The organism is Variovorax sp. V116 (genome assembly GCF_041154435.1).
Classification (GTDB): Bacteria; Pseudomonadota; Gammaproteobacteria; order Burkholderiales; family Burkholderiaceae_C; genus Variovorax; species Variovorax paradoxus.
The window spans coordinates 2,935,690-2,954,032 of the sequence record NZ_AP028661.1 but is presented as its reverse complement, the minus strand read 5'-3'; the positions used below and the strand labels follow the sequence as shown (position 1 = coordinate 2,954,032).

Sequence of the window (18,343 nt, the reverse complement as noted above, 5' to 3'; positions counted from 1 at the left end):
GGGCCTTTTTCTTTTCTCACCTGACACGAAAGACCGATGAACGTCGAATTCTTCGTCATCTCGCTGCTCAACGGCGTCAGCTACGGGCTGCTGCTGTTCATGCTGAGCTCCGGCCTCACGCTGATCTTCAGCATGATGGGCGTGCTCAACTTTGCGCACGCCAGCTTCTACATGCTGGGCGCCTACATCGCCTACACGCTCTCGGGCATCGTCGGCTTCTGGCCGGCGCTGTTCATCGCGCCGCTCTTGGTGGGCCTGCTGGGCGCGGCCTTCGAGCGCTACAGCCTGCGCCGGGTCCACAAGTTCGGCCACGTGCCGGAACTGCTGGTGACCTTCGGGCTTTCGTACCTCATCCTGGAGCTGGTGCAGCTTGCCTGGGGGCGCTCGACCGTGCCCTACGGCCTGCCGCCGCAGCTGCAGGGGCCGCTGTTCTCGCTGTACGGCACGCAGTTTCCCAAGTCGCGCTCGTTCATCATGCTGGTGGCCGTCTTGATGCTCATCTCGGTGTGGCTGCTGCTCACGCGCACGCGCATCGGCCTGGTGATCCAGGCGGCGCTCAAGCACCCCGACATGGTCGAGGCGCTGGGCCACAACGTGCCGCGCGTCTTCATGCTGGTGTTCGGCGGCGGCGCCGCGCTCGCGGGCCTTGCGGGCGTGGTGGGCGGCAACACCTACGTCACCGAACCGGCGATGGCGGCCTCCGTGGGCTCGATCATCTTCGTGGTGGTGGTGGTCGGCGGCATGGGTTCGCTGGCCGGCGCGTTCCTGGCGTCGCTCCTGATCGGCATCATCCAGACCTTCGCGGTGGCCATGGACCAGTCGTTTGCCGGCGGCCTGCAGATGCTGGGCTTCACGGTGACCGACCAGACCTTCGGCTACGAGCTGCTCAAGCTCACGATCTCGCAGGTCGCGCCGATCCTGCCGTACCTGTTCCTGGTGCTGATTCTCATCTTCAGGCCCAAGGGTCTTCTTGGCACCCGGGAGGACTGAAGCCATGACAAGCACAACCACCACGACCACTGCGGCCACCACCACGCAGTACTACCGCTTCAAGCCCTGGAACATCGGGCGCTTCCTGATCTGGTCGCTGTTCGCGATCGTGCTGATCGTCTCGCCGCTGCTGTTCAAGAGCAGCCTGGCGCTCACCATGCTCTCGCAGATGGGCTACCTGATCATCATCTGCCTGAGCTACAACATCCTGCTGGGGCAGGGCGGCATGCTGAGCTTCGGGCATGCCGTGTATGTCGGGCTCGGTTCCTTCCTTGCGATCCATGCGATGAACATGGGCGAGAAGGGCGGGCTGCAGATTCCGCTGGTGGCCATTCCGCTGGTGGGTGGCCTGGCCGGCATGTTCTTTGCCATCCTGCTGGGCTTCGTCACGACGAAGAAGTCGGGCACCACCTTCGCGATGATCACGCTGGGCATCGGCGAGCTGGTGGCCTCCATGGCGCTGATGTTCCCGAGCTTCTTCGGCGGCGAGGGCGGCATCACCACCAACCGCGTGTACGGGCCGAGCTTCTTCGGCTTCAACTTCGGACCGCAGATCCAGGTGTACTACCTGATCGCCGCCTACTGCTTCGTCTGCACCGCGCTCATGTATGCCTTCACCGGCACGCCGCTCGGGCGCATGCTGAACGCGGTGCGCGACAACCCGGAGCGCGTGGAGTTCATCGGCTACAACACGCAGCGCGTGCGCTACTTCGCCTTCATCATCGCGGGCTTCTTCGCAGGCATCGGCGGCGGGCTGGCGTCGATCAACTTCGAGATCGTGAATGCGGCCGACAGCCTGAGCGCCATCCGCTCGGGCGGCTACCTGCTGTTCACCTTCCTGGGCGGCGCGGTGTTCTTCTTCGGGCCGATCATCGGCGCGGTGCTGCTGGTGTTCGCCTCGATCCTGCTGTCGGAGCTCTCGAAGGCCTGGCAGCTCTACTTCGGCCTGGTGTTCGTGTTCATGGTGATGTTCGCGCCCGGCGGCATCGCCAGCCTGGTGATGATGAACCTGCGGGTTGCCAGGTTCGGCAAGTTCGGCCGCTTCTGGCTGCTGTACGTCGCGCTCGCGGTGGCACTGGTGCCGGTGGTGGTGGGCGCCGCCGCGCTGATCGAGATGATCTATCACATCCAGCTCAACGCAGCGCTCGGACCCAACCTGAACTACTTCGGCGTGGCGATCGATACATCCTCTGCGGCAAGCTGGCTCGGCGCCGCCGCGATCCTGGCCGTGGGCCTGGCTGCGCTGGAGGTCGCGCGCCGCCGCTTCGTGCGTGTCTGGGGCCAGGCGCAGGAAGAGATCGAAGCAGAAATCAAGCGCCGGGAGGCTGCGTAATGAACGCGCAATATGCACTGGAACTGAAGTCGCTGCGCAAGAATTTCGGCAAGACCGAGATCATCCGCGGCGTGGACCTGGCCGTGAAGGCCGGGGAACGCGTGGCCATCATCGGCCCCAACGGAGCGGGCAAGTCGACGCTGTTCAACCTGATCAGCGGGCGGCTCGCACCCACGAGCGGCGAGGTGCTGCTGAACGGCGAGCGCATCGACGGCAAGAAGCCCTACGAGATCAACCGGCTGGGCCTGTCGCGCAGCTTCCAGATCACCAACATCTTCCCGAAGCTCAGCGTGTTCGAGAACCTGCGCTGCGGCGTGCTGTGGAGCCTGGGCTACCGCTACACCTTCCTGCGCTTTCTCTCGAACCTGGACGACGCCAACGCGCGCACCGAAGAACTCATCAAGCAGATCGGCCTGCAGCGCAAGCGCGACGTGCACGCGGTGAACCTCACCTATGCGGAGCAGCGCGCGCTCGAGATCGGCGTGACCATTGCGGGCGGCGCCGGTGTCATCCTTCTGGACGAGCCGACGGCGGGCATGAGCAAGACCGAGACGGCGCACTTCATCTCGCTCATCAAGCACGTCACGGTCGGCAAGACGCTGCTGACGGTGGAGCACGACATGGGCGTGGTCTTCGGGCTGGCCGACAAGATCGCGGTCGTGGTGTATGGCGAGGTCATCGCCTTCGACACGCCGGCTGCCGTTCGCGCCAATGCGCGGGTTCAGGAGGCGTATCTGGGGTCTTCGGTTGCCGATGCGCAGGGGGCGGGGCATTGATGAACTTTCGCTTTTCTTTGCGTCGCGTCGTCTGTCATTCAGGGCGCGCTCCCGCCGACGGGGTACCTTGCTCCGCGAATGTCCCCCGGCCTTCGGCCTCCCCCTTGATTTCGCTGCGCAAGGCACCCCATCGGCGGGTGCGTTATGCGGAGCGGTCGTTGATCAGCGATACACCAGCAGCGTGCCCAGGTGCACAGGGCATCGGGTGCTCCCCGCAGCGAAATAAAGGAGGAGCCGAAGGCGGGGGACATTCGCGGAGGGGAGTACCCGGTGGCCTGTGCACGCGTCCTGAACAAAAACAACAGCGCCAAGAACACAAGCAACCCGCAACACAGCAACACGCCGCGGAGCCACTGACATGCTGAAGCTTCACGACATCCACGCCTACTACGGCAAGAGCCATGTGCTGCATGGCGTTTCCTTCAACGTGGGCGCCGGCGAGATCGTCGCGCTGCTGGGACGCAACGGCTCCGGCCGCTCGACCACCGCCAAGGCCATCATGGGCCTGGTGCATGCCGAGGGTACGCTGCGCTGGAAGGACCAGGACATCCTGCGCAGGAAGGCCTACGAGATCGCCCACCTGGGCATCGGCTACGTGCCCGAGAACCGCGACATCTTTCCCAAGCTCACGGTGCACCAGAACCTGCTCCTGGGCCAGAAGGGCTCGGGCAAGGGCAGCCGCTGGTCCTTCGACGACATGTACGGCATGTTCCCGCGCCTCAAGGAGCGCCAGCACACCGAGGCCGGCGTGCTCTCGGGCGGCGAGCAGCAGATGCTCACGCTGTGCCGCACGCTGATGGGCGACCCTGACCTGATCATCATCGACGAGCCCACCGAAGGCCTTGCGCCCAAGATCGTCGAGCTGGTGGGGCAGTACCTGAAGACGCTCAAGGACAAGGGCATCTCGGTGCTGCTGATCGAGCAGAAGCTGACCATCGCGATGCAGATCTCCGACCGCGCGCTCGTCATGGGCCACGGCAGCATCGTGTTCGACGGCACGCCCGACAGCCTGCGTGCGGACGCAACCACTCGCAAAGAGTGGCTCGAGGTCTGAAGAAGCCCTCCGGGGATCCGGGCCGCGCCCCGGATCCCCTTGTCCCAACAGCGACTGCGTGCCATTGTTGCGTCGCGCCAAACGCCTAGAATCTCCCGAAAAAGAACACTCGTGCTTTTTCTTCTTTTTCTTCACACACCAAGGAACGCAGCATGACGGCTGAATACAAAGTGCTCGGCGATGTCGCCGTGATCACACTGACCAACCCTCCGGTCAACGGTCTCGGTTTCTCGACCCGCATCGGCATCACCGATGGGCTCGCGAAGGCCAATGCCGACGACGCCGTCAAGGCCATCGTCATCACCGGCGCCGGCAAGGCGTTCTCGGGCGGTGCGGACATCAAGGAATTCGGCACGCCCAAGGCGCTGCAGGAGCCCAACCTGCTGAGCGTGATCCTTGCGCTCGAGGCTTCGCCCAAGCCGATCGTCGCGGCGATCCACTCGGTGTGCATGGGCGGCGGGCTCGAGTTGGCGCTCGGCTGCCACTACCGCGTGGCGGCGCCCGGCACCAGCATTGCGCTGCCCGAGGTCAAGCTGGGCCTGATTCCCGGCGCCGGCGGCACGCAGCGCCTGCCGCGCGTGCTGGGCGTGGAAACCGCGCTCAACATGATCGTGAGCGGCGAGCCCGTCAAGAGCGAACTGCTCGCCGGCCTGCCGGGCCAGAAGCTGTTCGACAAGCTCGCGGCCTCGCCCGAATCGGTGTTCGAGGAAGCCCTTGCATTCGCCAAGAGCGTGGCAGGCAAGACCGGCGACGCGCTGCCGCTGGTGCGCAACCTGCCGTGCAAGCACCCGCAGGGCGATGCCTACTTCCAGTTCGCGAAGAACATGGTCGGCGGCATGTCGAAGAACTACCCGGCGCCGCTCAAGTGCGTCGACGCGGTGCAGGCCGCCACCCGGATGAAGTTCGACGAAGGCATGGCCGAAGAGCGCCGGATCTTCACCGCGCTGATGTTCACGCCCGAATCGCTGGCGCTGCGGCACCTGTTCATGGCCGAGCGCGCGGCCTCCAAGATTCCCGACGTGCCCGAAGACACGTCCAAGCGCGAGATCAAGTCGGTGGGCGTGATCGGCGCCGGCACCATGGGCGGCGGCATCTCGATGAACTTCCTGAACGCGGGCATTCCCGTGAAGATTCTCGAGATGAAGCAGGAAGCGCTCGACCGCGGCATTGCCACCATCAAGAAGAACTACGAATCGCAGGTCAAGAAGGGCAAGCTCAAGCAGGACAAGTACGAGCAGCGCATGGCGCTGTTGAGCACCACGCTCGACTACAACGACCTGAAGGATGCCGACCTGATCATCGAAGCCGTGTTCGAGGAACTCGGCGTGAAGGAGAAGGTGTTCAAGGAACTCGACCGCGTGGCCAAGAAGGGCGCGATCCTGGCTTCCAACACCTCGACGCTCGACGTCGACAAGATCGCAGCCTTCACCCAGCGCCCGCAGGACGTGGTCGGCATGCACTTCTTCAGCCCGGCCAACGTGATGAAGCTGCTCGAAGTGGTGCGCGGCAAGGCCACGTCCAAGGACGTGCTGGCCACGGTGATGGACATTGGCAAGAAGATCAAGAAGACGGCCGTGGTCTCGGGCGTGTGCGACGGCTTCATCGGCAACCGCATGATCGAGCAGTACTCGCGCCAGGCCGGCTTCCTGCTGGACGAGGGCGCCACGCCGCAGCAGGTCGACAAGGCCGTCGAGAAGTTCGGCTTTGCGATGGGTCCGTTCCGCATGGGCGACCTGGCTGGCAACGACATCGGCTGGGCCATCCGCAAGCGCCGGGCCGTGGAGCATCCGGACATGAAGTACAGCCGCACGGCCGACAAGCTCTGCGAACTGGGCCGCTTCGGCCAGAAGACCGGGGCAGGGTGGTACGACTACCAGGCCGGCAAGCGCGATGCGATTCCCTCGGAACTGGTCAACAAGATGATCGAGGACCACCGCAAGGAACTGGGTATCACGCCGCGCAAGATTTCCGATGAAGAGATCGTGCAGCGCCTGGTGTATGCGCTGGTCAACGAAGGCGCGCACATCCTGGAGGACGGCATTGCCTCGAAGTCGGGCGACATCGACATGGTGTACCTCACCGGCTACGGCTTCCCGGTCTGGCGCGGCGGCCCGATGCACTACGCGTCGCAGGTGGGCCTGTACAACGTGGCCGAAACCATGAAGCGCTTTGCCAAGAACCCGCGCGACGACGCCGAGTTCTGGCAGCCCGCGCCGCTGATCCAGAAGCTGGTGGCCGAAGGCAAGCAGTTCAGCTGATCGCGAAGGACTCCGGCCGCCCATGTTGAAACGCATCTTTCTCGGGCTGCTGCTGGTGCTTCTGGCACTGGTGGCGGCCGTGGCGGTCAAGACCTGGACCACGCCATCGCAGCAGCTGGCGGTGGCGCCCGCACCCAAGCTGGACATCGACCTGCAGGCGGCCGCGAAGCGGCTGTCCACCGCGATCACGTTCCGCACGGTGTCGGCCCTGGACGACCCGGCCGCGAACCTGGCCGAGTTCGACAAGCTGCATGCCTACCTCGCGCAGCAGTTCCCCAAGCTCCACGCCACCCTCAAGAAGGAAGTGGTCGGCAACAGGGCGCTGCTCTACACATGGGCCGGCAGCGATCCGCAGGCCAAGCCCATTGCGCTCATGGCGCACCAGGACATGGTGCCCATTGCCCCGGGTACCGAGAAGGCCTGGACGGTCGACCCGTTCGCGGGCGAGATCAGGGACGGCTTCGTCTGGGGCCGCGGCACGCTCGACAACAAGAGCAACCTGTTCGCGCAGATGGAAGCCATCGAGCTGCTGGTTGCGAGCGGCTTCCAGCCGAGGCAGACCGTCTACCTCGTGATGGGCGACGACGAGGAGGTGAGCGGCCTGCGCGGTGCGCAGCCGATTGCCGAGCTGCTCAAGTCGCGCAACGTGCGGCTCGACTGGGTGCTCGACGAGGGCCTGCTGGTCCTCGACGGCGTGCTGCCGGGTCTTTCCAAGCCCGCGGCGCTCATCGGCCTGGCGGAGAAGGGCTACGGGACCTTCTTTCTCTCGCTCGACACTGCGCCCGGCCATTCGTCGATGCCGCCGCAGCACAGCGCCATCGGCAGCATGAGTGCGGCGCTCGCGCGGCTCGAGGCCAACCCGATGCCCGGCGGCATCAAGGGCGTGGCCGCGCAGATGTTCGGCGCGCTCGCGCCCGAGATGAGCGGCGTGAACCGCGTCATGCTCTCCAACCTGTGGCTCACCGAACCGCTGGTGCGCGGCCAGCTCGAAAAGAGCCCGAGCAGCAACGCGATGCTGCGCACGACCACGGCGCTGACCATCGTGCGCGCCGGCAACAAGGACAACGTGCTGCCCGGCCGCGCCGAGGCGGCGGTCAACTTCCGCATCCTGCCGGGCGACAGCATCGACAGCGTGGAAGCGCACCTGCGCAAGAGCCTGGGCAACGACGAGATCAAGATCAAGCGTTATCCCGGCAACTCGGAGCCGTCGCCCGTGTCGCCGACCGACAGCACCGGCTACCGCGCGATCCAGCAGGCGGTGCGCCAGTCGTTCCCCGATGTGGTGGTGGCGCCCGGCCTCATGACGGCCGCCACCGATTCGCGCCACTTCAGCCTCGTGAGCGACGCGGTCTTCCGCTTCTCGCCGCTGCGCATGAAGGGCGAGGACCTTGCGCGCTTCCATGGCAACAACGAGCGCGTCTCGATCGCCAACTACGGCGAGATGATCGGCTTCTATCACCAGCTCCTGCGCAACGGCAACGCCGCGCCGGCGCAATGACCACCACAACCCTCTTTCCCTTCCATCTTCAAAGGACCTCACCATGACCAGCGCCGTCATCGTTTCCACCGCCCGCACGCCGCTCGCGAAGAGCTGGAAGGGTGCCTTCAACATGACGCACGGCGCCACGCTCGGCGGCCATGCCGTGCAGCACGCCATTGCGCGCGCCGGCATCGAAGCCGCCGAAGTCGACGACGTGATCATGGGCTGCGCCACGCCCGAGGGCGCGACCGGCTCCAACATCGCACGCCAGATCGCGCTGCGCGCCGGCTGCCCGGTGACCACCTCGGGCATGACGATCAACCGTTTCTGCTCGTCGGGCCTGCAGACCATCGCCACCGCGGCGCAGCGCATCATCGCTGGCGAGGGCGAGGTGTACGTGGCCGGCGGCGTCGAGAGCATCTCCTGCGTGCAGAACGAAGCCAACAAGCACATGCTGGCCGACCCCTGGCTCGTGAAGCACAAGCCCGAGATCTACTGGAACATGCTGCAGACGGCCGAGCAGGTCGCCAAGCGCTACAACATCGGCCGCGACGCCATGGACGAATACGGCGCCGCCAGCCAGCAGAAGGCCACGGCTGCGCTCGAGGCCGGCCGCTTCAAGGACGAGATCGCACCGATCACCGTGCTGGCCGGCGTGGCCGATCCCGTGATGGGCCTGCGCACCAAGGAAGTGACGATCGAGAACGACGAGGGCATCCGCCCCGGCACCACCAAGGAAGGCATCAGCGGCATCCGTTCGGCGATGCCCGGCGGCCTGATCTCGGCCGGCAACGCGAGCCAGTTCTCCGACGGCGGCGGCGCCTGCGTGGTGGTCGACGAAAAATACGCGCAGCAGAAGGGCCTGAAGCCGCTCGGCCGCTTCCTCGGCTTTGCGGTGGCCGGCTGCGAGCCCGACGAGATGGGCATCGGCCCGGTGTTCGCGATCCCGAAGGTGCTCAAGCGCCTGGGCCTCACGGTCAACGACATCGACCTGTGGGAACTCAACGAGGCCTTCGCGGTGCAGGTGATCTACTGCCGCGACAAGCTCGGCATTCCGGCCGACCGCCTGAACGTGGACGGCGGCGCCATTGCCGTGGGCCATCCCTACGGCGTGAGCGGCCAGCGCCTCACGGGCCACGCGCTCATCGAAGGCAAGCGCCGCGGCGCCAAGAAGGTGCTGGTCACGATGTGCATCGGCGGCGGCATGGGCGCGGCCGGCGTGTTTGAAGTGCTTTGACTCTCCCCTAATCGGCGGCGCACTTCGTGTCGCCTCCGCCAACCCCCTTCCCGGGGCAACACCGGCGGCCCGGCGGAGCCGGTTCCGCGGTGTTTCTGGCGCAGAACCCGCGCACCCATTCACACCGAGATCGATCATGAGCCTGCGTCCCACCCTCGACTTCCTGCTTTACGACTGGCTCGATGCGGAATCGCTGAGCCAGCGCGAGCGTTTCTCGGACCATTCGCGCGAGACCTTCGATGCGGTGCTCGACACCTGCGAGCGCATTGCGCGCGAAAAGTACGCGCCGGCCAATCGCATCGTCGATACGCAGGAGCCGCATTTCGACGGCGAGAAGGTCGTGCTGCCGCAGGCCACGCATGATGCGCACAAGGCCTTTGTCGAATCGGGAATGATGAGCGCGGCGCAGGACTACGACATCGGCGGCATGCAGCTGCCCTACACGCTGCAGGCCGCGGCCAACAGCTTCTTCGCGATGGCGTCGGTCAGCATCGGCTCGAACATGCTCACGAGCGGCAACGCCAACCTGCTGATGGTGCACGGCACCGAGATGCAGAAGGAAGTGTTCGCCAAGAACGAGTTCTCGGGCCGCTGGGCCGGCACCATGTGCCTGTCCGAGCCGCAAGCCGGCTCGTCGCTGAGCGACGTGGCCACGCGCGCCGTGCCCGACGGCGACGGCTACCAGGGCGATCCGCTCGGGCCGCGCTATCGGCTCACGGGCAACAAGATGTGGATCTCGGCGGGCGACCATGAGCTCACCGAGAACATCGTGCACATCGTGCTCGCAAAGATTCCGGATGCGAATGGCAAGCTGGTGCCGGGCACGCGCGGGATTTCGCTGTTCATCGTGCCCAAGCGCATGGTGAACACCCAAGGCGAGTTGACCGGCGAGCGCAACGACGTGGCGCTCGCAGGCCTCAACCACAAGCTCGGCTGGCGTGGCACCACCAACACGCTGCTGAACTTCGGCGAGGGCAAGTACCCGGTCGGCGGCAAGGCAGGTGCGGTGGGCTACCTGGTCGGCGAGCCCGGCAAGGGCCTGCACTGCATGTTCCACATGATGAACGAGGCGCGCATCGGCGTCGGCACGGCCGCCACCATGCTGGGCATGGCCGGCTATTACGCCTCGCTCGACTATGCGAAGACGCGGCCGCAGGGCCGGCTCGTGAAGAAGGCGGAGCAGCCCGGCACGGCGGTCGCCAAGGACTCGGCCAGCCCGCAGGTGCGCATCATCGAGCATGCCGACGTGCGCCGCATGCTGCTTGCGCAGAAAGCGTACTGCGAAGGCGCGCTGGCGCTGGAGCTGTACTGCGCGCGGCTGGTGGACGAGCAGAAGACCGGCAACGCGCAGGCCGCGGACGACGCGCGCCTCTTGCTGGAGGTGCTCACGCCCATTGCCAAGAGCTGGCCCAGCGAGTGGTGCCTGGAGGCCAATTCGCTGGCCATCCAGGTGCATGGCGGCTACGGCTACACGCGCGACTTTCCGGTGGAGCAGTACTGGCGCGACAACCGCCTGAACATGATCCACGAGGGCACGCACGGCATCCAGGCGGCCGACCTGCTGGGCCGCAAGGTGCTGATGGAAAAGGGCCGCGGCCTGCAGCTCTTGGGCGGGCGCATCGCCGAGACCATCGGCCACGCCGCCAAGGTGCCCGCGCTCGCGGCGCACGCCAGGGCGCTGGACGCCGCATGGCAGCGCATAGGCAGCGCCACCCAGGCGGCCTGGTCCACCGGCGATCCGGCCGACGCGCTGGCCAACGCCGTGCCGTACATGCAGGCCTTCGGCCACACCGTGCTGGCCTGGATCTGGCTGGACGTGGCGCGGCGGGCGCTGGAGATCGATGCGGACAAGGCGAGGGCGGTAACAGCTGGCAAGATAGGCGCCACGGACTACTTCTTCCACTACGAGCTGCCGAAAATCGGTGCCTGGCTCAACGTGGTCGAGAGCCGCGACCCTACCTGTACCGCATTGCCCGAGGACGCTTTTTGACAATGGCCAACGCCGCTCCCAACAACACGCCCAACCCCGTCAAGCCGCCAAAGCCGCATGCGCGGCTAGAGAAGTGGATCTGGATCCTGATCTACGGCGGCCTGTTTCTCGTGATCCTCGGCATTGCCACGGGCCGCACCGAGCCGGCGCTCGGGTGGTCGATGGCCGTGCCCGGCGCCGTGGTCGCGCTGGTGGGCTTTGTGCTCATTTACGTGCGCTCGCGCCTGGGCGACAAATAACGAGGCCAAGGAAAGGCAGACCATGCTCAGGCACATCGTGATGTGGAAGTTCAAGGAACATGCCGAAGGCGCCGACAAGGCGACCAACCTGCTGAAGGCCAAGGCGCTGCTCGACGCCTGCGCCAGGCTGTCGCCCGGCACCTTGCGTTTCGAGGTGGCCGTTGCCCAGCCCGGGCTCGAAGCCACCTACGACCTAGTCCTGTATTCGGAATTCACCGACGCGGCCGCGCTCGCGGCCTATGCGGACCATCCGCAGCACGTGGCGCTGAAGCCCTTCATCGGCGCGGTGCGCGAAGCGCGCCAGTGCATGGACTACATCGCCTGAACATTCCAAACCGAACAACGGAGACTTTCCCATGACCGCCCGCACCATTCAAAAGCTGTTCGACCTCAGCGGCAAGACCGCCCTCATCACCGGCGGCTCGCGCGGCCTGGGCCTGCAGATGGCGCATGCCCTCGGCGAGGCCGGCGCGAAGATCATGCTGAGCTCGCGCAAGGCCGACGACCTGGAGCAGGCCGCGGCCGAGCTGCAATCGGCCGGCATCGACGCGCGCTGGATCGCCGCTGACTGTTCGAAGGAAGAAGACACGCGCCGCCTGGCCGACGAGACGCTGCAGCGCATGGGCGCGATCGACATCCTCGTGAACAACGCGGGCGCCAGCTGGGGCGCGCCGGCCGAGAGCCATCCGGTCGAGGCCTGGGACAAGGTGATGAACCTCAATGTGCGCGGCTATTTCATCCTGTCGCAGCATGTGGCCAACGGCTACATGATCCCGAAGAAGACGGGCCGCATCATCAACATCGCCTCGATCGCGGGCCTCAACGGCAACCCGCCCGAGATGCAGACGCTGGCCTACAACACCTCCAAGACCGCGGTGATCGGCTTCACGCGCACGCTGGCCGCCGAATGGGGCAAGTACAACATCAACGTGAACGCGATCTGCCCGGGTTTCTTCATGACCAAGATGGCCGCCGGGCTGATCAAGTCGCTGGGCGAGGAAAAGATGGCCTCGCATGCGCCGCTCGGGCGGCTTGGCGACGACGAAGACCTGAAGGGCTTGACGCTGCTGTATGCGAGCGATGCGGGCAAGCACATTACCGGCCAGTGGCTGGCGGTGGATGGTGGTGTGAGCGTGGTGCTCGGGGCCTAGATGCGGGCTCGCGCTTTGACCTGCCGGGTTGTGGGTTGTTCAGGGCGCGCTCCCGCCGACGGGGTACCTTGCTCCGCGAATGTCCTCCGGCCTTCGGCCTCCCCCTTGATTTCGCTGCGCAAGGCACCCCATCGACGGGAGCGTTGTTCAGAGCGGTCGTTGATCGGTCGGCACAAGCGCTGCGCCCAGCGTGCACAGGGCATCGGGTGCTCCCCGCAGCGAAATCAAGGAGGAGGCCGAAGGCCGGGGGACATTCGCGGAGGGGAGTACCCGGTGGCCTGTGCACGCGCCCCGAACAAGAACAACAGCGCCCCGAACACATGACCCCACAACACGACACGCAAAGCAAACCTGAGATGCCTTCCCCCGATTCCACCGACATCAACATCCTCTCCTACACGAGCCAGATCCCGTTCGCGCGGCACCTGGGCTTCGAGCTCACCAAGTTCGAGGGCGGCGAGTCCGAGATCATCTACACCGCCAAGCCCGAACATCTCAACACCTTCGACGTGACGCACGGCGGCGCCTGCATGACGCTGCTCGACATCACCATGGCAGCCGCCGCACGCAGCGTGGCGCCCGAGACCGGCGTGGTCACCATCGAGATGAAGACCAGCTTCATGCAGCCTTCGGTCGGGCCGCTGCATGCGCGCGGCACGCTGATCCACCGAACCGCGACGCTGGCCTTCACCGAGGCCAAGATCTACGACGAACTGGAGCGCGTATGCGCGCACGCCACCGGCACCTTCAAGTACGTGAAGCGCCGTCTGCCCACCGGCCCCGCGAGCGCCAATGCGATGCGCCCACCTTCCACCGATTGATTGCATTTTCCCGGAGACCCCCATGCCCACCAACAAGCAGATCCACCTCGACAACCGCCCCGAAGGCGAAGCCGTTGCCGGCAACTTCAAGCTCGTGACCGCCGAGACGCCCGCGCTCAAGGACAACCAGGTGCTCGTGCGCCACCACTACATGAGCCTCGACCCCTACATGCGCGGTCGCATGAACGACTCCAAGAGCTACGCCCAGCCGCAGCCGCTGGGCCAGGTCATGCAGGGCGGCACGGCCGGCGAAGTGGTCGAGAGCAAGCACCCCAAGTACGCCGTCGGCGACAAGGTGGTGGGCTTCGGCGGCTGGCAGGAATACAGCGTGGTCGATGCCTCGCAGCCCGGCGCGCTCAAGAAGGTCGACACCACGCAGGTGCCGCTGTCGCACTACCTCGGCGCGGTCGGCATGCCGGGCGTCACGGCCTGGTACGGCCTCGTGAAGATCATCGCGCCGAAGGCCGGCGAGACGATGGTCGTCACTGCCGCTAGCGGCGCGGTCGGCAGTGCCTTCGGTGCATTGGCCAAGGCGCGCGGCTGCCGCGTGGTGGGCATTGCAGGCGGGCCGGACAAGTGCAAGTACGTGACCGACGAGCTCGGCTTCGATGCCTGCATCGACTACCGCCAGCACCCCGACGCCAAGAGCATGAGCGCCGCGCTCAAGGAAGCCTGCCCGAATGGCATCGACGGCTATTTCGAGAACGTGGGCGGCTACATCTTCGACGCCGTGCTGCTGCGCGCCAATGCCTTCTCGCGCGTGGCGCTGTGCGGAATGATCGCGGGCTACGACGGCCAGCCGCTGCCGCTCGCGAACCCGGCGCTGATCCTCATCAACCGCATGAAGATCGAAGGCTTCATCGTCAGCGAGCACATGGAAGTGTGGCCCGAGGCGCTGGCCGAGCTCGGTGCGCTGGTGGCCAGCGGCAAGCTCAGGCCGCGCGAGTCGGTGGCGCAAGGCATAGCGGCTGCCCCTGAGGCCTTCCTGGGTTTGCTCAAGGGCAAGAATTTCGGCAAGCAGCTCGTCAAGCTGATCTGAATGAGCTGAACGCACGGCAAGGAGGCCGGTTATGGAAACGACGCACGAGGTGTTCAACCAGCCCGAGCCGCTGGTGGGCTACAACCTCTTCGAAACCAACCGGCCCCTGCGCGATGCGTTGAAGTTCAATGCGCCATCGCTTCAGCTCGCGCAGCTGAGCGAGCTGGGCGCAACCATCGGCTCGGCCGAGATGCAGGCGCATGCGCGGCTCGCCAACACCCACCCGCCCGAACTGCACACGCACGACCGCTTCGGCCGGCGCATCGACGAGGTGGAGTTCCATCCGAGCTATCACGTGCTCATGGCCGCCGCCGTGGGCGCAGGCCTGCACGGCACGCCCTGGACGGGCACTTCGGCCTCGCCGCACGTGCTGCGGGCGGCCGGCTTCATGCTCTTCACCGAGCTGGAGCCATCGATCCTTTGCCCGGTCTCCATGACCTACGCCGCCACGCCCGCATTGCGTGGCAATGCCGCCGTGTATGCCGACTGGGGCCCGAAGCTCGGCAGCCTCTGGTACGACCCGGCGCTCGCTTCGTTCAAGGACAAGCCCGGCCTGACCATGGGCATGGGCATGACCGAGAAGCAGGGCGGCTCCGACGTGCGCGCCAACACCACGCAAGCCGTGCGCGACGGCAGCGACGCCTGGGGCGAGCGCTACGCGATCACCGGCCACAAGTGGTTCTTCTCGGCGCCGATGTGCGATGCCTTCCTGGTGCTCGCGCAGGCGCCGGCCGGCCTGAGCTGCTTCTTCCTGCCGCGCGTGCTGCCCGACGGCAGCCGCAACGCCATCCACATCCAGCGCCTGAAGGACAAGCTCGGCAACAAGGCCAACGCGAGCTCCGAGGTCGAGTTCCACGGCGCCAGCGCATGGCTCGTGGGCGAAGAAGGGCGCGGCATTCCGCAGATCCTCGAGATGGGCACCATGACCCGGCTCGACTGCGCGCTGGGCACCAGCGGCCTGATGCGGCAGGCGCTCGGCATTGCGCTCAACCACGCGAGCCAGCGCATGGCCTTCGGCAAGCCGCTGATCGAGCAGCCGCTCATGAAGAACGTGCTGGCCGACCTCGCGCTCGAAAGCGAGGCCTCCACCGCGCTGGCCATTCGCCTCGCGCGCGCCTTCGACCGGCAGGCCGACGAGCACGAGCGCCTGATGGCGCGCCTGCTCACGCCGGTCGCCAAGTTCTGGATCTGCAAGCGCGGCAGCCACTTCGCCCAGGAAGCCATGGAATGCCTGGGCGGCAACGGCTATGTGGAAGAGGGCGGCGAAGGCATCATGGCGCGCATCTACCGCGAGATGCCGCTCAACTCGATCTGGGAAGGCGCCGGCAACATCATGGCGCTCGACCTGCTGCGCGGCCTGCGCAAGGGCGATGCCGTGGCCGCATTGGGCAAGGAGCTGGCGCCCGCGCGCGGCCAGCATGCGGCGCTCGACCGCCTGGCCGATGCGCTGCCGGCCCGCATCGAGGCCATGGCTTCCGAGACCGAGGCGCGCCGCCTCGCGCAGGACGTGGCCCTGGCGGTGCAGGCGGCATTGCTCGCACAGACCGCGCCACCGGCCGTCGTGGGCGCCTTCTGCGCATCGCGGCTGGGCGGCGACTGGGGCAATGCCTTCGGCACGCTGGGCGCGGGCACCGATTTCGATTCGATCATCGAGCGCGCGCAGCCGCGCTGAGCTCCAACATTTCATCCACGGGAAACCAGCACATGGCCGAACTCATCCTGCACCACTACAACACCTCGCCGTTTTCCGAGAAGGTGCGGCTCATCCTCGGCGCCAAGAAGCTGGCGTGGAAGTCCGTGCTCATTCCGCCCGTCATGCCCAAGCCCGACGTGGAGGTGCTCACGGGCGGCTACCGCAAGACGCCGTTCCTGCAGATCGGCGCCGACATCTACTGCGACAGCGCACTGATCGCCGACGTGCTCGAGCACCTGCAGCCCGAAGCCACGCTCTACCCCGAGCCCGAAAAAGGCATGTCGCGCATCCTCGCGCAGTGGGCCGACACCACGCTGTTCTGGGCCGCCATGGCCTGGAGCATGCAGCCCCGCGGCGCGGCCGAGCTGTTTGCCAAGGCGCCGCCCGAAGCCGCCAAGGCCTTCGGCGAAGACCGCGCAAAGATGAGCACCGGCAACATGACGCGGCTGCGCCCGGCCGACGCTACCAGCGCCTACAAGTCGTACCTGCGCCGCCTGTCCGACATGCTCGACGACAAGCCCTACCTGCTGGGCGAGGTGCCGTGCATTGCCGACTTCTCGGTCTACCACCCGCTCTGGTACACGCGCCGCATCGACTCGGTGCGCGGCATCCTCGACCTCACGCCCGCGGTCGTCGACTGGATGGACCGCATGGCCGCCATCGGCCACGGCAGCATCGAAAAATCCAGCTCGGACGAAGCCATCGCCATCGCCAAGGCCGGCACGCCGCACACGCTGCTGACAGACAGCACCTTCCAGGACGACCACGGCATTGCGCTGGGCACCGCGGTCACAATTCGCGCCGAGAGCTTCGGCCTGGAGGAAACCCCCGGCACGCTGGTGGCCGCCACGCGCACGCACTACACGCTGGAGCGCAGCCACGAGCGTGTGGGCACGGTGCACGTGCACTTCCCGCGCATCGGCTATGTGCTGAAGAAAGCAGAGGCCTGAAGAAGAAGCAGAAGCGCCGGCATGGGCACCTTCGTGACTGCGCCGCGGCGCGTTCCGTATTTCAATAGCGGCTCCAAGCTCAGTCAGAGACATTCAACGCAAGAAGGACACCGGCAAATGATTCAGGACTTCAAGGGCAAGACGGCCGTACTCACCGGCGCGGGTTCGGGCTTCGGCCTCGAATGCGCGCGCATCGGCGCTGCGCGCGGCATGAATCTCGTGCTGGTCGACGTGCAGCAGGACGCGCTCGACAAGGCCCGCGCCGAGATGGAAGCCGCCGGCGCGCAGGTGCTCGCGCGCAAGGTCGACGTGTCGGACGCTGCGCAGATGGAAGCCCTGGCCCTTGCGGTGAAGGAGCGCTTCGGCGCGCCGCACTTCGTGTTCAACAACGCCGGCGTGGGCGCGGGCGGCCTGGTGTGGGAGAACACCGTGGCCGACTGGGAGTGGGTGCTGGGCGTGGACCTGTGGGGCGTGATCCACGGCGTGCGCCTGTTCACGCCGATGATGCTCGAGGCCGCCGCGAAAGACCCGGCCTACCGCGGCCACATCACCAACACGGCCAGCATGGCCGGTCTGCTCACGCCGCCCAACATGGGCATCTATAACGCCGCGAAAGCCGCGGTGGTGAGCCTGACCGAGACGCTGTACCAGGACCTGACGCTGGTCACCGACCAGATCGGCGCGAGCCTCCTGTGCCCGTACTTCGTGCCGACCGGCATCACGAGCAGCGAGCGCAACCGCCCGAACGCGCCCAAGGAAACCGAGCTCACCAAGAGCCAGCTGATCGGCCAGGCCATGAGCAACAAGGCGGTGAGCAGCGGCAAGATCACGGCGGCCGAAGTGGCGGCGAAGGTGTTCGACGCGATCAGCGACAACCAGTTCTACGTGTTCAGCCATCCAAAGGCGCTGGGCAACGTGAGGAGCCGCATGGAGAACATCGTGGCGGTCAAGAATCCGGCCGACCCGTTCCTCGAGCGGCCGGAGATCGGGCAGAAGTTGCGGGAGCAGCTGCGCGCGGGGTGATGCTTTGTTTCGTGGCGCTGTTGTTCGGGGCGCCGTTGTTCTTGTTCATGGCGCGTGCACAGGCCACCGGGTACTCCCCTCCGCGAATGTCCCCCGGCCTGCGGCCTCCTCCTTGATTTCGCTGCGGGGAGCACCCGATGCCCTGCGCACGAGGGCACGCTCGTTATGTATCGCTGATCAACGACCGCTCCGCATAACGCTCCCGTCGATGGGGTGCCTTGCGCAGCGAAATTAAGGAGGAGGCCGAAGGCCGGGGGACATTCGCGGAGCAAGGTACCCCGTCGGCGGGAGCGCACCCTGAACAGCGGC

General features: G+C 66.3%; 16 protein-coding genes. All 16 read left to right on the top strand.

Going from position 1 to position 18,343, the window contains the following annotated elements:
* The first annotated feature begins 36 nt into the window (after nt 1-36).
* The 16 genes from ACAM58_RS14110 (at nt 37) to ACAM58_RS14035 (ending at nt 18,034) form a co-directional block, all read left to right on the top strand.
* Nucleotides 37-990: a branched-chain amino acid ABC transporter permease gene (locus tag ACAM58_RS14110; RefSeq protein ID WP_012748031.1), complete on the top strand. Its 954-nt coding sequence runs from the start codon at nt 37-39 to the stop codon at nt 988-990.
* Nucleotides 991-994: 4 nt separating this feature from the next.
* Complete coding sequence (locus ACAM58_RS14105) at nt 995-2,323, top strand: branched-chain amino acid ABC transporter permease (protein ID WP_027729939.1); 1,329 nt, start codon at nt 995-997, stop codon at nt 2,321-2,323.
* Nucleotides 2,323-3,099, top strand: a complete 777-nt coding sequence (locus tag ACAM58_RS14100) for an ABC transporter ATP-binding protein (RefSeq protein ID WP_369663046.1) — start codon at nt 2,323-2,325, stop codon at nt 3,097-3,099. Before ACAM58_RS14105 ends, ACAM58_RS14100 begins: the two co-directional genes overlap by 1 nt.
* A 358-nt stretch (nt 3,100-3,457) precedes the next feature.
* Complete coding sequence (locus tag ACAM58_RS14095; protein ID WP_018904492.1) at nt 3,458-4,153, top strand: ABC transporter ATP-binding protein; 696 nt, start codon at nt 3,458-3,460, stop codon at nt 4,151-4,153.
* A 152-nt stretch (nt 4,154-4,305) separates the two neighbouring features.
* On the top strand, nt 4,306-6,411 hold the full coding sequence (locus ACAM58_RS14090) for a 3-hydroxyacyl-CoA dehydrogenase NAD-binding domain-containing protein (RefSeq protein ID WP_369663045.1): 2,106 nt from the start codon (nt 4,306-4,308) through the stop codon (nt 6,409-6,411).
* Nucleotides 6,412-6,433: 22 nt separating this feature from the next.
* Complete coding sequence (locus ACAM58_RS14085; protein WP_278874163.1) at nt 6,434-7,909, top strand: M20 family peptidase; 1,476 nt, start codon at nt 6,434-6,436, stop codon at nt 7,907-7,909.
* A gap of 43 nt (nt 7,910-7,952) precedes the next feature.
* A complete protein-coding gene (locus ACAM58_RS14080) occupies nt 7,953-9,128 on the top strand; it encodes an acetyl-CoA C-acyltransferase (RefSeq protein WP_369663044.1) in 1,176 nt (391 codons plus the stop codon).
* 136 nt (nt 9,129-9,264) lie between these two features.
* Entirely contained in the window at nt 9,265-11,118 is a 1,854-nt protein-coding gene (locus ACAM58_RS14075) for an acyl-CoA dehydrogenase (protein WP_369663043.1), read from the top strand.
* 2 nt (nt 11,119-11,120) lie between these two features.
* Nucleotides 11,121-11,357 (top strand): hypothetical protein, encoded by a 237-nt coding sequence (locus tag ACAM58_RS14070; RefSeq protein ID WP_012748023.1) that lies wholly within the window; start codon nt 11,121-11,123, stop codon nt 11,355-11,357.
* A gap of 22 nt (nt 11,358-11,379) precedes the next feature.
* Nucleotides 11,380-11,682 carry a Dabb family protein gene (locus ACAM58_RS14065; protein ID WP_369663042.1) on the top strand — a complete coding sequence of 101 codons (303 nt, stop codon included), beginning with the start codon at nt 11,380-11,382 and terminating at the stop codon, nt 11,680-11,682.
* A 31-nt stretch (nt 11,683-11,713) separates the two neighbouring features.
* Nucleotides 11,714-12,508 carry an SDR family oxidoreductase gene (locus ACAM58_RS14060; RefSeq protein ID WP_307592741.1) on the top strand — a complete coding sequence of 265 codons (795 nt, stop codon included), beginning with the start codon at nt 11,714-11,716 and terminating at the stop codon, nt 12,506-12,508.
* Between the two features lie 356 nt (nt 12,509-12,864).
* The gene (locus ACAM58_RS14055; protein WP_012748020.1) at nt 12,865-13,329 is read left to right on the top strand and encodes a PaaI family thioesterase; all 465 of its coding nucleotides are present in this window, start codon (nt 12,865-12,867) and stop codon (nt 13,327-13,329) included.
* A 22-nt stretch (nt 13,330-13,351) separates the two neighbouring features.
* Nucleotides 13,352-14,368 carry an NADP-dependent oxidoreductase gene (locus tag ACAM58_RS14050; protein ID WP_012748019.1) on the top strand — a complete coding sequence of 339 codons (1,017 nt, stop codon included), beginning with the start codon at nt 13,352-13,354 and terminating at the stop codon, nt 14,366-14,368.
* Nucleotides 14,369-14,399: 31 nt separating this feature from the next.
* A complete protein-coding gene (locus ACAM58_RS14045; RefSeq protein WP_369663041.1) occupies nt 14,400-16,040 on the top strand; it encodes an isovaleryl-CoA dehydrogenase in 1,641 nt (546 codons plus the stop codon).
* A 32-nt stretch (nt 16,041-16,072) separates the two neighbouring features.
* Nucleotides 16,073-17,011: a glutathione S-transferase family protein gene (locus tag ACAM58_RS14040; RefSeq protein WP_012748017.1), complete on the top strand. Its 939-nt coding sequence runs from the start codon at nt 16,073-16,075 to the stop codon at nt 17,009-17,011.
* Between the two features lie 117 nt (nt 17,012-17,128).
* Entirely contained in the window at nt 17,129-18,034 is a 906-nt protein-coding gene (locus tag ACAM58_RS14035; RefSeq protein WP_012748016.1) for an SDR family oxidoreductase, read from the top strand.
* Nucleotides 18,035-18,343: the final 309 nt, after the last annotated feature.

What these genes read in the sequence shown, in the direction of transcription:
- ACAM58_RS14110 (WP_012748031.1), top strand. Translation starts at nt 37, where the DNA reads ATGAACGTCGAATTCTTCGTCATCTCGCTGCTCAACGGCGTCAGCTAC.
- ACAM58_RS14105 (WP_027729939.1), top strand. Translation starts at nt 995, where the DNA reads ATGACAAGCACAACCACCACGACCACTGCGGCCACCACCACGCAGTAC.
- ACAM58_RS14100 (WP_369663046.1), top strand. Translation starts at nt 2,323, where the DNA reads ATGAACGCGCAATATGCACTGGAACTGAAGTCGCTGCGCAAGAATTTC.
- ACAM58_RS14095 (WP_018904492.1), top strand. Translation starts at nt 3,458, where the DNA reads ATGCTGAAGCTTCACGACATCCACGCCTACTACGGCAAGAGCCATGTG.
- ACAM58_RS14090 (WP_369663045.1), top strand. Translation starts at nt 4,306, where the DNA reads ATGACGGCTGAATACAAAGTGCTCGGCGATGTCGCCGTGATCACACTG.
- ACAM58_RS14085 (WP_278874163.1), top strand. Translation starts at nt 6,434, where the DNA reads ATGTTGAAACGCATCTTTCTCGGGCTGCTGCTGGTGCTTCTGGCACTG.
- ACAM58_RS14080 (WP_369663044.1), top strand. Translation starts at nt 7,953, where the DNA reads ATGACCAGCGCCGTCATCGTTTCCACCGCCCGCACGCCGCTCGCGAAG.
- ACAM58_RS14075 (WP_369663043.1), top strand. Translation starts at nt 9,265, where the DNA reads ATGAGCCTGCGTCCCACCCTCGACTTCCTGCTTTACGACTGGCTCGAT.
- ACAM58_RS14070 (WP_012748023.1), top strand. Translation starts at nt 11,121, where the DNA reads ATGGCCAACGCCGCTCCCAACAACACGCCCAACCCCGTCAAGCCGCCA.
- ACAM58_RS14065 (WP_369663042.1), top strand. Translation starts at nt 11,380, where the DNA reads ATGCTCAGGCACATCGTGATGTGGAAGTTCAAGGAACATGCCGAAGGC.
- ACAM58_RS14060 (WP_307592741.1), top strand. Translation starts at nt 11,714, where the DNA reads ATGACCGCCCGCACCATTCAAAAGCTGTTCGACCTCAGCGGCAAGACC.
- ACAM58_RS14055 (WP_012748020.1), top strand. Translation starts at nt 12,865, where the DNA reads ATGCCTTCCCCCGATTCCACCGACATCAACATCCTCTCCTACACGAGC.
- ACAM58_RS14050 (WP_012748019.1), top strand. Translation starts at nt 13,352, where the DNA reads ATGCCCACCAACAAGCAGATCCACCTCGACAACCGCCCCGAAGGCGAA.
- ACAM58_RS14045 (WP_369663041.1), top strand. Translation starts at nt 14,400, where the DNA reads ATGGAAACGACGCACGAGGTGTTCAACCAGCCCGAGCCGCTGGTGGGC.
- ACAM58_RS14040 (WP_012748017.1), top strand. Translation starts at nt 16,073, where the DNA reads ATGGCCGAACTCATCCTGCACCACTACAACACCTCGCCGTTTTCCGAG.
- ACAM58_RS14035 (WP_012748016.1), top strand. Translation starts at nt 17,129, where the DNA reads ATGATTCAGGACTTCAAGGGCAAGACGGCCGTACTCACCGGCGCGGGT.